The sequence below is a fragment of the Pseudomonas sp. BC42 genome, from assembly GCF_021560055.1.
Lineage (GTDB): Bacteria > Pseudomonadota > Gammaproteobacteria > Pseudomonadales > Pseudomonadaceae > Aquipseudomonas.
In genome coordinates this window covers 1378177-1391335 of sequence record NZ_CP091067.1, presented here as the reverse complement: position 1 = coordinate 1391335, position 13159 = coordinate 1378177, and the positions used below count along the sequence as shown (strand labels likewise).

The window sequence follows — 13159 nt, the reverse complement described above, 5'->3', positions numbered from 1 at the left end:
AACGGAGAACGAGAAAATGAGCGAGCATCACCCTCCTCCCCATCGTGAACACGGGGACAACCATGAGATTTTCGAACGCCGCCCCGGCCGCGAACGCGGTGGTCGCGGACCCCGGGTCTTCGCCCCCGGCGACCTGAAACTGCTGCTCTTGGCGCTGATCGCCGAACAGCCGTGCCACGGCTACGACCTGATCCGCCAGATCGAAAGCATGTTCGACGGCGCCTACAGCCCCAGCCCCGGGGTGATCTACCCGACCCTGACCTTCCTGGAAGAAAGCGAGCTGATCCTGGGCGACGCCGAAGGCGGCAAAAAGCGCTACAGCGTGACCGACGCCGGACGTCAGTCCCTGCAGGAGCAAGCCATCGCCCTGGACGGCGTGCGCATGCGCATCGAAGTCAGCAAGCGTTCCCTGCGCGGGCACGATCGCCCCGCGGAGATCCACGAGGCGGTGCACAACCTGCGCCACGCCCTGCAGATGCACCACGGCCGCTGGAGCCCGGAAGAAATCCTCCGGGTCCGCGACCTGCTGAACAACACCGCCAAGGCCATTGTCGATGGCCCCCTCAGCCACCCTGCCCAGGAGAAAAGCCAATGACTGCCAGCCCAGAACTGTCCATTCACCGGGTCATGCACGAGATCAAGCGCCGGCGCCTGGAGGTCCTGCGCGTCGTCGACCTGACCCCGCGCATGCGCCGCATCACCCTCGGCGGGCCCGAGCTGGCCGGCTTCATCAGCCTGGGCAGCGACGACCATGTGAAGCTGCTGTTTCCGCAGAACGCCGAACAGCAAGCCGCCCTGGAAACCCTGGTGCTGGGCCCGGGCAAGGACAGCGGCCCGATGCCGGCCATGCGCGACTACACCCCACGCCGCTACGACCTGGAGCTGGGCGAACTGGACATCGACTTCGTGCTCCACGGCGACGGCCCGGCCTCGACCTGGGCCGAGCAGGCCAAGCCGGGGCAGTACCTGCACATCGGCGGGCCCAGGGGTTCGATGATCGTGCCGGACATCTTCGACAGCTACCTGTTGATCGGCGACGAAACCGCCTTGCCGGCCATTGCCCGGCGCCTGGAAGAACTGCCGGCCGGCCGCCGGGTGCTGGCGGTGATCGAGGTACAGGACGCCGCCGAATGTCAGCCCCTGGACAGCGCCGCCGAGGTGCAGGTGATCTGGGTCGAACGTGACGGTGGCGGGCAGGACCTGCTCAGCACCGTGCGTCAGTTGCAGATGCCGCCAGGCAAGCTGTACGCCTGGGTGGCCACCGAGAGCAAAGTGTCGCGCCAGGTTCGTCGGGTGTTGCTGGATGAACACCGGCTCAACGACGAATTCGTCAAGGCTGCCGGTTACTGGCGCCTGGACAGCAGCGAAGCGGAATAACCCTGCCTACCGGGGCTGGGATTGGCGCCTGCCCAGCCAGCGGTCCAGGCCCAGCAACAGCAGGGACACCAGGACAAATCCGGCCAATATCCCCAGGGCATTGAGCAACACCTGGGGATACCCCAACTTGTCCACCGCAATGAAGGGATAGGGGTACAGCCCCAGCAGATTTCCGCGCAACAGAAGGTAGGCGAAATACAGCACCGGGTAGAGCATCCACAGACCGATGTGCTTGAGCCGCAGCCCGCCCTTGGGCACACAACACCACCAATAGAGCAAAAACAGCAGCGGCATCACGTCGTGCAGCAACTCATCGGCCAGCCATTGCCAGCCCTGGGGATGCCACAGGTGACGCAACAGCAGGCTGTAGGCCAAGCCCACCAGCACAATGCTCGCCGCCACCGCGCCACTGACCGCGGGCCTGAGCATGAATGCCTGCCCCCGGGATATCCGCAGGTTCAGGGCGCAGGTCAGCACACTGGCCACCAGGGTGTTGCTGAGCACGGTGAAGAAGCTGAAGAAATTCACCAGGCCGCCCAACAGACTGGCGCCCACCTCCCAGCGCAGCAGCAGGATCAGGTACAGCTGGACGGTCAGCCCGAACCAGCCAAGGATCGCCGCCACGGCAATCAGGCCGCGCCGAGTGAACAGCCCCCGCAGCGAGAAGCCAGCCATGGGGTTCCTTAAAGCGGGCGCTTGGTGCGTTGCAACTTCACGTAGAGCTTCTCGACCTTTTCCCGCGCCCAGGGCGTCTTGCGCAGGAAGGTCAGGCTCGACTTGATGCTCGGATCGCTCTTGAAACAGCGGATATCGATGCGCTCGGCCAACCCCGACCACTCGTAGTGCTCCACCAGCGCCTTGAGGATCTGTTCCAGGGTCACGCCATGCAGCGGGTCGGTGTGGGTGTCGGTCATGCCAGGCCTTTGCGGGAAGAAAAGAGGGAAAGCCGCGCACCTTAGCCGAGGGCATGCCCCCGCGCCAGAGCGCTTGAATAACTGTAGCCGCCACCCGCCCGTGCGGCGCTCGGGCATGAGCGACAAAAAGTTCCTGGCTTTTCGCGATAAAAGAGATGTTATATTGTATCAATCAATAACAACTCACCCGCATTCTGGGCACCCCCGTGTCCCGCCTGTCCTCTGACTCAAAGCGCCTAGCGCCCTGCTTGCCAAGGAATGACCGATGTCCCGTTCAGCCTCCCGTCCTTCTCGCTCTTTACTGTGGCGCCTGTCGCCCCTGTCCGCCGCACTGCTGCTTGCCTCCCAGGCCCACGCCGTGGAATTGCCCCGGCAGGTCATCACCGCCAACCCTTTGGGCAGCACTGAGCTGGCCGCCCCGAGCACCGTGCTGGAAGGCGACCAACTGACCCTGGAACAGAAAGGCAGCCTCGGTGAAACCCTGAACAAACAGCCGGGGGTGTCTTCGTCCTACTTCGGCCCCGGCGCCAGCCGCCCGGTGATTCGCGGCCTGGACGGCGACCGCATCCGCATCCTGCAGAACGGCGTCGGCGCCCTGGATGCTTCGTCGCTGTCCTACGACCACGCGGTGCCCCTGGACCCGGTGAACGTCGAGCGCATTGAAATCGTCCGCGGCCCGGCGGCCCTGCTGTACGGCGGCAACGCCATTGGCGGGGTGATCAACAGCTTCGACAATCGCATTCCCACCGAAGCCATCGAAGGGATTCACGGCGCCGGCGAGTTGCGCTACGGCGGCGCCGACACCACCCGCAGCAGCGCCGGCAAACTGGAAGCCGGCGACGGCACCTTCGCCCTGCACCTGGACGCCAACTCCCGGCAGTTCAACGACCTGAAGATTCCCGGCTACGCTCGCAGCCGCCACGCCCCGGCCAGTGACGACGGCGATGCCAAGAAAGGCCGCCTGGGCAACAGCGACGGACGCCAGGACGGCGGCGCCATCGGCGGCTCCTACACCTGGGACGACGGTTATGCCGGCCTGTCCTACAGCAACTACGACTCCAACTACGGCTCCCCCGCCGAAGACGACGTGCGCATCCGCATGAAGCAGGACCACTACGCCTTCGCTTCGGAACTGCGCAACCTGCAGGGCCCATTCAGCTCGCTCAAGTTCAACGCCGGCTATACCGACTACCAACACCGTGAGATCGAGGGCGGCGAAACCGGCACCACCTTCAAGAACAAGGGTTACGAAGCGCGGGTCGAAGCCCGGCACCAGCCCCTCGGCCCGCTGGAAGGGGTGATCGGCGCCCAGGTCAATCGCAACGAGTTCTCCGCCCTGGGCGAAGAAGCCTTCGTCCCGCAAACCGATACCAACAGCGGCGCGCTGTTCATCCTCGAAGAGCTGCAAGCCACCGAACGCCTGCGCCTGAGTCTCGGCGGGCGCCTGGAACACACCACCGTGGACCCGGACGGCAAAGGCAACCCACGCTTCGCCCAGGCCGACAAGTCCAGCAGCTTCACCGCCGGCAGCCTGTCCTCCGGCGCGGTCTACACCCTGACCCCGGTCTGGTCCCTGGCCGCGACCCTGGGCTACACCGAACGCGCTCCGACCTTCTATGAGCTGTATGCCAACGGCGCCCACGTCGCCACCGGCACCTATGAAGTGGGCAACGCCAAGCTGTCGAAGGAAAAAGCCGTGTCCAGCGACCTGGCCCTGCGCTTCGACAACGGCACCCACAAAGGCAGCGTCGGGGTGTTCTACAGTCACTTCTCCAACTACATCGGCCTGCTGGGCACGGGGCGGACCCTCAACGATGAAGGCGAAGAAGAGGCAGGCGGAATTCCGGAATACGCCTACAGCGGAGTACGAGCACGCTTCACCGGGATCGAAGCCCAGGATCGCTGGACCCTGGGGGAAAGCGCCTACGGCAAGTTCGCCCTGGAGCTGTCCGGCGACTACACCCGGGCCAAGAACCTGGACAACGGCCAGGACCTGCCGCGCATTGCTCCGCTGCGCCTGAACAGCGGCCTGCTGTGGGAACTGGATCGCTGGCAGGCGCGCCTGGATGTGCAACATGCCGCCAGCCAGGGCCGGGTGCCGGACCACGAAAGCGGCACCGATGGCTACACCACCTTTGGCGCCAGCGCCGGCTATCGCTTCGACATCGGCCATAGCCAGTGGCTGGCCTTCGTCAAGGGCGAGAACCTGACCAACCAGACCGTGCGCTACGCCAGCTCGATCCTGCGGGATATCGCCCCGGCTGCCGGGCGCAGTGTGGAAGTGGGCTTGCGCACCACCTTCTAAGGGCCCTGTTCGCCGACAAGCCGGCTCCTACCGATCGGTGCAGGAGCCGGCTTGCCGGCAAAGGGCTTAGCGATAACGGCGCGGGTCCGCCTCGATCAGGCTGGCCAGCTGAGTCAGGGCAAAACGCAACTCGTCCCGGGTGGTGGGCGACATCAGCACCACCCGCACACAACGGGAGCTGACGCCGCGTTCCACCTGGAATTGGCTGCCGCTCATCACCAGTACCCCATTGGCCCGGGCCAGGGTGGCGAACTCATCAGCGCTCCACGGCTCCGGCAACGTCAGCCACAGGTGATAGCTGTGGGGCTGGGTCTGGATCTGCAGACCGGCAAACACCTCCCGGGCAATCGCCTGGCGCACTGCCGCTTCGCTGCGCTGGGTCTGCACCAGCTTGCGATCCAACCCCTCGACAATCACGTTGCTGGCCAATTGCGCGGTCAGGGGCGACGGCATCCACACACTGCTGCGAACCATCGAGCTCAGGCGCGACAGCAGCTTGGGCGGGCTGTAGAGGTAACCCACGCGCAACGCCGGCATGATCGCCTTGGACAGGCTGGTGAGGTACACCGAACGCTGCGGCGCATAGCTGGAAAGCGGCTTGATCGACGGATCGGTGGCAAGAAAGCCGTAGATATCGTCGTCGATGATCAGAAAGTCGAACTCTTCGGCAATCGCCGCGATCTGCGCCCGGCGCCGGGGCGACATGATCGCCGTGGTGGGGTTCTGACAACTGGCGACGCACACCAGCAATGTCGGTTTTTCCCGCAGGCACTGCTCGCGCAGGGCCTCGGGCAGCATCCCCTCCTCGTCCATCGCCACGCCCCTCAGGCGCCGCTCCAGGCCATGGGCCACGGAGATGATGCCCGGGTAGGTCAACGACTCGCAAAGCAGCAGGTCACCGGCGTTGCTCAAGGCGCTGATGGCCACCGTCAGGCCGTGCTGGGCCCCGGCCGTCAGCACCACCTGTTGCCAATGGACTTCGGACAGGGAGTGGCGCAACCACTGGGCACCGGCTTCGCGATGGGCCGGATGGCCACCGTCGGGGGCGTAGTCCAGGGCGCGGCCGAAGTCGCTGCTGTGGGCCATGCCCACCAGGGCGCCGCGCAACCAGTACTCCAGGGTTTCGCTATAGGGCTTGATGATCGACAGGTCCAGGACGTCGGACTGGCCCAGGGACAGCGACGGCGCGCTGGAACCTTCGGGCAACGCCAGCGGCGGCTGCGCCAGCACGTAGGTGCCACGCCCGACTTCCCCCTGCACCAGCCCGCGCCGCTGGGCTTCGCTGTAGGCGCGGCTGATGGTGCCGGGGGTGACATTCAGGGTCACCGCCAGCTCGCGCAGGGTCGGCAGACGATCACCGTCATTCAACAGACCGCTGCCGATATCCCGCGCCAGGGCATCGGCAATGGACAGGTAGACCGGCTGATTGAACTCGCTTAACTGGGGAACCCACATGAAGGCTGATGACCATCGGCTGCGTTGAGGTGGACCGGAGCATATCACAGCCGTGCATCGACCTTAACATCGACTCATTTGACAAATTGATTCGATCCATAGGCCAAACAGCTGACCTAGATTCGCCCAACAATTTTTTGAAAACCCTATAAAATTCTATAAATCAGTAACTTGACTGCCAATCACCAACGATTTTGCCGTGCCCACATCGAGAAACAATTGAATCGATTCAATTCATTGAAATACACTCGACCCGCGCCAACTCAATCGACTCAACTTCTTCCACCCCATGCCCAGTCGAGATGCCATGCACAGTCTCAGCAAGGACCTGTCCCTCTCCGCCGTGATCGCCGGCCTGATCGCCGTGATCATTTCCTACGCCGGCCCCTTGATCATCGTGTTCCAGGCCGCCCGCGAAGCCCATATGCCCAGTGACCAGGTGTCGTCCTGGATCTGGGCCATCTCCATCGGCAGCGGCCTCACCGGCCTGCTGCTGAGCTGGCGCCTGAAAGTGCCGGTGATCACCGCCTGGTCCACTCCCGGCGCAGCGCTGCTGGTATCGATGCTGCCCACGGTATCGCTGCCCCAGGCCATCGGCGCCTATGTCGTGGCCTCGTTGATCATCGCCGTGCTCGGCCTGTCCGGGGCCTTCGACAAGCTCATGAGCCGCCTGCCCAAGGCCATTGCCGCGGCCATGCTGGCGGGCATCCTGTTCCGCTTCGGCGCCGGGCTGTTCACTTCGGTGACCCTGCAACCGGCCCTGGTGCTGGCAATGATCGCCGCCTATCTGCTGGGCAAACGCTTCTCGCCACGCTACGCGATTCTCGCGGTGCTGCTGGTGGGCTGCGCCGTGGCCGCCGGCCTTGGCGAGTTCAACGGCGGCTCCATCACCCTGGCCCTGGCCGAACCGATCTTCATCGCCCCCGAGTGGAACTGGCACGCCATCGTCAACATCGGCCTGCCCCTGGCCCTGGTGACCCTGACCGGGCAATACGTGCCGGGCATGGCGGTGATGCGCAGCGCCGGCTACACCACCCCGGCGCGCTCGATCGTGTCCTGGACCGCCATCACGTCGGCGCTGCTGGCGCCCTTCGGCTCCCACGGCATCAACCTCGCCGCCATCACCGCCGCCATCTGCACCGGCCGCGAAGCCCACGAAGACCCGAACAAGCGCTACATCGCCGGGATCGCCTGCGGCCTGTTCTACATCCTCATGGGGATTTTCGGCGCGACCCTGGCCTCGGTGTTCGCCGCCCTGCCCAAGGAACTGATCGCGGCCCTGGCCGGCCTGGCCCTGTTCGGTGCCATCAGCGCCGGGCTCAGCGGCGCCATGGCCGACGAGAAGCAACGTGAAGCAGCGCTGATCACCTTCCTGGTCACCGCCTCGGGCATGAGTTTCCTCGGCCTGGCGGCGGCGTTCTGGGGGCTGATCTTCGGCCTGGTGGCGCACTTCGTCTTGAGCTACACCCGGCAGAAACACGCCCTCGCCGCGGCCACCGCGCCGCGCTGAACCTGCCCGGCCCCGGCCACTGTTACCGAATCCGAAAGGGTTCATGTCAATAAAAGCGCTTTCTCTCCAGGAGACGGCGCTTTATCCTTCGCACCCTGAAGCTGAAACGCTTCATCTTTCCTTTTGAAATCAGCGGCATGCCACCTTGATCCATCGCGATCAAAGCCACGCAGCCTGCCCTTGCTTCTGCCTATTCCTAGAAAAAGACCTGACTCGAATGCCTATGCCCGTTTTTCAGCGCTTAAAAGACAGCGCTGTCCTGACTCCCGTTGCCCTGCCCAAGACCCTGAGCCTGCTCGGCGCCCTGGGGTTCGCCGCCTGCGCCCAGGCCGCCCCGGCCTTCGACAGCGACTCGCCCTGGATGCTGGGCGACTGGAACGGCACACGCACGGAACTGGCGAACAAGGGCTACGACTTCAAGGTCGACTACGTCGGCGAGATGGGGTCGAACCTGCACGGTGGCTACGACCACGACCGCACCGCGCGCTACAGCGACCAGTTCGCCTTCGGCAGCCACCTGGACCTGCAGAAGATCCTCGGCTGGGATGACGCCGAGTTCCAACTGACGGTGACCAAGCGCGACGGCGACAACATCAGCAACGACCGGATCAACGACCCACGGGTCGGCGGCTTCACCTCGGCCCAGGAAGTCTGGGGCCGCGGCCAGACCTGGCGCCTGACGCAGATGTGGTACCAGCAGAAATTCTTCGACCAGAAGCTCGACATCAAGGCCGGTCGCTTCGGCCAGGGCGAAGACTTCAACAGCTTCCCCTGCGACTTCCAGAACCTGGCGTTCTGCGGCTCCCAGGTGGGCAACTGGGCCGGCAGCGTCTGGTACAACTGGCCGGTCAGCCAGTGGGCGCTGCGGGTCAAATACCACCTAACGCCCGAGGTCTACGCGCAGATCGGCGCCTATGAGCAGAACCCATCGAACCTGGACCGCGACAACGGCTTCAAGCTCAGCGGCAGCGGCACCCAGGGCACCCTGTTGCCGGTGGAACTGGTGTGGACGCCCAAGCTCAACGGCCTGGCCGGCGAGTACCGCGCCGGCTACTACTACAGCAGCGCCAAGGCCAGCGACGTGTACAAGGACAGCAACGGCCAGAGCGCGGCCCTGAGCGGCGAAGCCTACCGCAGCAGCTCAAGCAAGCACGGCCTGTGGTTCGGCGCGCAACAGCAAGTCACCAGCGTCGCCAGCGACCATTCCCGCGGCCTGAGCCTGTTCGCCAACGTCACCGCCCATGACAAGAAGACCAACGCCATCGACAACTACGTCCAGGCCGGTCTGGTCTACAAGGGCCTGTTCGATGCCCGCGCCAAGGACGACATCGGCTTTGCCCTGGCCCGAGTCCACGTCAACCCGGCGTACCGCAAGAACGCCCAGGCCAGCAACCAGGCCCGCGCGATCTACGACTACGACAACCCCGGCTACCTGCCGCCGCAGGACACCGAGTACAGCGCCGAGCTGTACTACGGCGTGCACCTGGCCAACTGGCTGACCGTGCGCCCCAACCTGCAATACATCCGCCATCCCGGTGGCGTGAGCCAGGTCGACGACGCCCTGATCGGCGGGATCAAGATCCAGAGTTCGTTCTAAGGCCCCTGGTACCCAACAACGTCATTCACAGTTTTCAGCTGAACCAAGCCCGCGCCTGATCGTCATCTACAGTGAACAAGCGCGGGTCCACTCTTAACGTCACGGAGAACCACACTATGAGCACTGAGGGTGCTTCAAGTCCGAGCCGCTGGCTGCCAAGCCTGCTCGGGATCTTGCTGCTGCTAATGGGCCTGGCCTTGCTGGCCGGGGGGATCAAGCTGAGCATGCTCGGCGGCTCGCTGTACTACGTCCTGGCCGGTATCGGCCTGACGCTGACCGGCCTGCTGTTGCTGGCCGGCAAACGCGCGGCACTGGGTCTGTACGCCCTGGTGCTGTTCGCCAGCACCGTCTGGTCGCTGTGGGAAATCGGCCTGGACTGGTGGCAACTGGTGCCACGCCTGTCGCTGTGGTTCGCCCTCGGCGTGGTCCTGCTGCTGCCCTGGTTCCGCCGTCCGCTGCTGCGCGATGGCCCGGCACCGATGGGCACCGCGGCCCTGAGCGTGGCCGTGGTCCTGGCCGGTGGCGCCGCCATTGGCAGCCAGTTCACCCACCCTGGTGAAATCTCCGGCGACCTGGGTCGCGACAGCGCCAACATGACCAGCACCGCCCCGGCCATGCCCGAGGGTGAATGGCAAGCCTACGGCCGCACCGAGTTCGGCGACCGCTACTCGCCGCTGAAGCAGATCACCCCGGGCAACATCGGCAAGCTGCAGGAAGCCTGGCGCATCCGCACCGGCGACATGCCGACCGCCAAGGACCCAGTGGAAATCACCAACCAGAACACCCCGCTGAAGGTCAACGGCATGCTCTATGCCTGCACCGCCCACAGCAAGGTGCTGGCCCTGGACCCGGACACCGGCAAGGAAATCTGGCGCTTCGACCCGCAGATCCAAGGCCCCAACGGCGACGACTTCCGTGGCTGGGCGCACATGACCTGCCGTGGCGTGTCGTACTACGACGAAGCCAACTACAAGAACTCCGACGCCATCAGCCAGCCGGCCACCCTGTCCCCCGCGGGCCAGGCCATCGCCGCCAGCTGCCCGCGCCGCCTGTTCCTGCCCACCGCCGATGCGCGCCTGATCGCCATCAACGCCGACACCGGCAAGGTCTGTGAAGACTTCGGCAACAAGGGCGCCGTGGACCTCAAGGCCGGTATCGGCCCGTTCACCCCGGGTGGCTACTACTCCACCTCGCCGGCAGCCATCACCCGCAACCTGGTGATCATCGGCGGCCACGTCACCGACAACGAATCGACCAACGAACCGTCCGGCGTGATTCGCGCCTTCGACGCGCACGACGGTCACCTGGTGTGGAACTGGGATTCGGGTAACCCCGACGAAACCGCTCCCCTGCCGGAAGGCAAGACCTACACCCGCAACTCGCCGAACATGTGGTCCCTGGCCAGCGTCGACGAGAAGCTGGGCATGGTCTACCTGCCACTGGGCAACCAGATGCCTGACCAATGGGGCGGTAACCGCACCGCAGGCGCCGAGAAATTCAGCGCCGGCACCGTGGCCCTGGACATCGACACCGGCAAGCTGCGCTGGAACTACCAGTTCACCCACCACGACCTGTGGGACATGGACGTGGGCAGCCAGCCGACCCTGCTCGACATGAAGACCGCGAACGGCGTCAAGCCGGCGCTGATCCAGCCGACCAAGCAAGGCAGCCTGTACGTGCTGGACCGTCGCGACGGCACCCCGATCGTACCGATCCAGGAAATCCCGGCCCCGACCGGCGCGGTCGAAGGCGACCACACCGCCCCGACCCAGGCCCGCTCGGACCTGAACCTGCTGCCACCGCCACTGGACGAGAAAGCCATGTGGGGCGCCACGCCGTTCGACCAGATGCTGTGCCGCATCCAGTTCAAGGAACTGCGCTATGAAGGTCAGTACACCCCGCCGTCGGTGCAGGGCAGCCTGATCTACCCGGGTAACGTCGGCGTGTTCAACTGGGGCAGCGTGTCGCTGGACCCGGTCCGTCAACTGCTGTTCACCAGCCCGAACTACATGGCCTTCGTTTCCAAGCTGGTGCCGCGTGCCGAAGTCGCCGCCGGCAGCAAGCGCGAAAGCGAAACCTCGGGCGTGCAACCCAACACTGGCGCGCCTTACGCGGTGATCATGCACCCGTTCATGTCGCCTCTGGGCGTACCTTGCCAGGCACCGGCCTGGGGCTACGTGGCCGGTATCGACCTGACCACCAACAAGGTGGTGTGGAAGCACAAGAACGGCACCAGCCGCGACAGCTCGCCGATCCCGATCGGCCTGCCAATCGGCGTACCGAGCATGGGCGGCTCCATGGTCACCGGCGGTGGCGTGGGCTTCCTCAGCGGCACCCTGGACCAGTACATCCGCGCCTATGACGTGAAAAACGGCAAGGAACTGTGGAAATCCCGCCTGCCAGCGGGCGGCCAGGCCACGCCGATGAGCTACACCGGCAAGGACGGCAAGCAGTACGTCCTGGTGGTGGTGGGCGGCCACGGCTCCCTGGGCACCAAGATGGGCGACTACATCATTGCCTACAAACTGGCGGAATAAGCACCACTGCCAGTGTTAGAAAGGGGCGGCTACCTGGGGGTAGCCGCCCCTTTTTTATCGGCAAGCCTCAAGCCTCAAGCCTCAAGCCTCAAGCCTCAAGCCTCAAGCCTCAAGCCTCAAGCCTCAAGCTCCAATCATCAGGCTTTTTTTGTTTTGGCTTTGGCTTTGGCTTTGGCTTTGGCTTTTGATCTTGATTTTCCTGCCCCTTCAGGAGGCCGAGTGTAGGCATTGCGTAGGGGGCAGCTCGGCATGGATGCCGAGCTAGCCGCCCCAGGCCATGGATGGCCTGTGGCGGCGTGCCCCCGGAGCAATGCCGGAACGAGGGAACGCCGAGCCTAGGCGAGGCGCCGGATGCGGGGGCAGGAGCGTTTTGCTTACTTTTGCGCTTTTCAAAAGTGAGTCGCTGTAAGAGCGAAACCGCCAGTGGCCACAGCCGCAGCAACGGATATGTACCCCCAAAAAACCGCAACCCAGGCTTGAGGCCTCTACTGTGGCGAGGGAGCTTGCTCCCGTAGGACCGGCCGGCGCTCCAGGGCGTAGCAGTCCCATTTTTGGGGGCGCTGCGCGCCCCAGCGGGAGCAAGCTCCCTCGCCACAAATCGCGCCCACCGAAAATTCCTACAACTCGCGTCCAATTGCATCACCTTGTCCCTCAAAGGTTCAGCCCTTAAGGTCTGGGGGTCACTGCAAATTCAGTGACAGGGCGTAGGAACCCTTCGATAACCCTTGGCGCATAAGCGCCCGTCTGATTGCGGAGCATCTGTCGCATCCGTAAGATCAGCCGCGGCGGCCGTGCGCGGGCACGCTTCGGCGTGGCCGAGTCCAAGGGTATTCGGTATTCCTACCCCGCGCGCGGCTGCCACCCAAGCCCGTAGGAAGGCCGTTGGCAGCTCTCATGCCTACCCGGAGCTCGATCAAATGAAAAAGGTCAAACCCAACAAATCTGACACCACTGCGACGGAGCCCAACTCTCGTCACATGCCATTGACCAGCAACGACTACAACATCCCCGCCCTGCTGGTGGACACCCAGGCCCCGCTGGACGCGCTCCACGAGGCCGCCGCCCACCGCATCCGCGCGGCCACCCAATTGCTGGAAAACATCGCCAGTCACGACAACCTGCAGAGCAACCCGGCCCTGCTCCAGGACTTCGCCCAACTCTGCGTCATCCCCCTGCGCGACGGCTGCGACCTGCTGGACGTGCTCGGCCGGCGCCTGCAGGAACAACTGCTCACCTGAGCTTGATCCGGGACCGGCAACACTTCGCCGGTCCCATCCGGCGGCCCTGTGCGCCTCCCCCAGCGCCCCGTAATTGCAAAGCGACATTAGCCCATTTGTGCTAATCGACCCTCCCCCAGCCCGGGGATATAGTGCCGGGCAACCACCCGATCACCCCCAACACCGCCGTTCTGCGGTGTCGGGAGCGGCTGCGCCGTTGAAAACACAACAACACCAAGGAAGAGCC

The 13159-nt window shown here is 64.7% G+C and carries 10 protein-coding genes; 7 read left to right on the top strand and 3 right to left on the bottom strand.

The window, feature by feature from the left end; genetic code table 11:
• The first annotated feature begins 16 nt into the window (after positions 1–16).
• The gene (locus tag L1O02_RS06570; RefSeq protein ID WP_060840835.1) at positions 17–595 is read left to right on the top strand and encodes a PadR family transcriptional regulator; all 579 of its coding nucleotides are present in this window, start codon (positions 17–19) and stop codon (positions 593–595) included.
• Entirely contained in the window at positions 592–1377 is a 786-nt protein-coding gene (locus tag L1O02_RS06565) for a siderophore-interacting protein (protein ID WP_235759717.1), read from the top strand. Before L1O02_RS06570 ends, L1O02_RS06565 begins: the two co-directional genes overlap by 4 nt.
• A 6-nt stretch (positions 1378–1383) precedes the next feature.
• Here L1O02_RS06565 and L1O02_RS06560 read toward each other — a convergent pair whose 3' ends face one another.
• The gene (locus L1O02_RS06560; RefSeq protein ID WP_108545292.1) at positions 1384–2052 is read right to left on the bottom strand and encodes a Pr6Pr family membrane protein; all 669 of its coding nucleotides are present in this window, start codon (positions 2050–2052) and stop codon (positions 1384–1386) included.
• An 8-nt stretch (positions 2053–2060) separates the two neighbouring features.
• Positions 2061–2291: a VF530 family protein gene (locus L1O02_RS06555; RefSeq protein WP_019093117.1), complete on the bottom strand. Its 231-nt coding sequence runs from the start codon at positions 2289–2291 to the stop codon at positions 2061–2063.
• A gap of 265 nt (positions 2292–2556) precedes the next feature.
• On the opposite strand from L1O02_RS06555, the gene L1O02_RS06550 reads away from it, so the two are divergent.
• Complete coding sequence (locus L1O02_RS06550) at positions 2557–4596, top strand: TonB-dependent receptor (protein WP_060840838.1); 2040 nt, start codon at positions 2557–2559, stop codon at positions 4594–4596.
• 66 nt (positions 4597–4662) lie between these two features.
• Here L1O02_RS06550 and L1O02_RS06545 read toward each other — a convergent pair whose 3' ends face one another.
• Positions 4663–6051 carry a PLP-dependent aminotransferase family protein gene (locus tag L1O02_RS06545; protein WP_060840839.1) on the bottom strand — a complete coding sequence of 463 codons (1389 nt, stop codon included), beginning with the start codon at positions 6049–6051 and terminating at the stop codon, positions 4663–4665.
• A 307-nt stretch (positions 6052–6358) separates the two neighbouring features.
• On the opposite strand from L1O02_RS06545, the gene L1O02_RS06540 reads away from it, so the two are divergent.
• From L1O02_RS06540 to L1O02_RS06525, 4 genes are all read left to right on the top strand, one after another.
• Complete coding sequence (locus L1O02_RS06540) at positions 6359–7561, top strand: benzoate/H(+) symporter BenE family transporter (protein WP_060844490.1); 1203 nt, start codon at positions 6359–6361, stop codon at positions 7559–7561.
• Between the two features lie 223 nt (positions 7562–7784).
• A complete protein-coding gene (locus L1O02_RS06535) occupies positions 7785–9158 on the top strand; it encodes a carbohydrate porin (RefSeq protein WP_108545291.1) in 1374 nt (457 codons plus the stop codon).
• A 116-nt stretch (positions 9159–9274) separates the two neighbouring features.
• Positions 9275–11695 (top strand): glucose/quinate/shikimate family membrane-bound PQQ-dependent dehydrogenase, encoded by a 2421-nt coding sequence (locus L1O02_RS06530; RefSeq protein ID WP_108545290.1) that lies wholly within the window; start codon positions 9275–9277, stop codon positions 11693–11695.
• Positions 11696–12612: 917 nt separating this feature from the next.
• Positions 12613–12933, top strand: a complete 321-nt coding sequence (locus L1O02_RS06525; RefSeq protein WP_108545288.1) for a hypothetical protein — start codon at positions 12613–12615, stop codon at positions 12931–12933.
• The last annotated feature ends 226 nt before the right edge of the window (positions 12934–13159 follow it).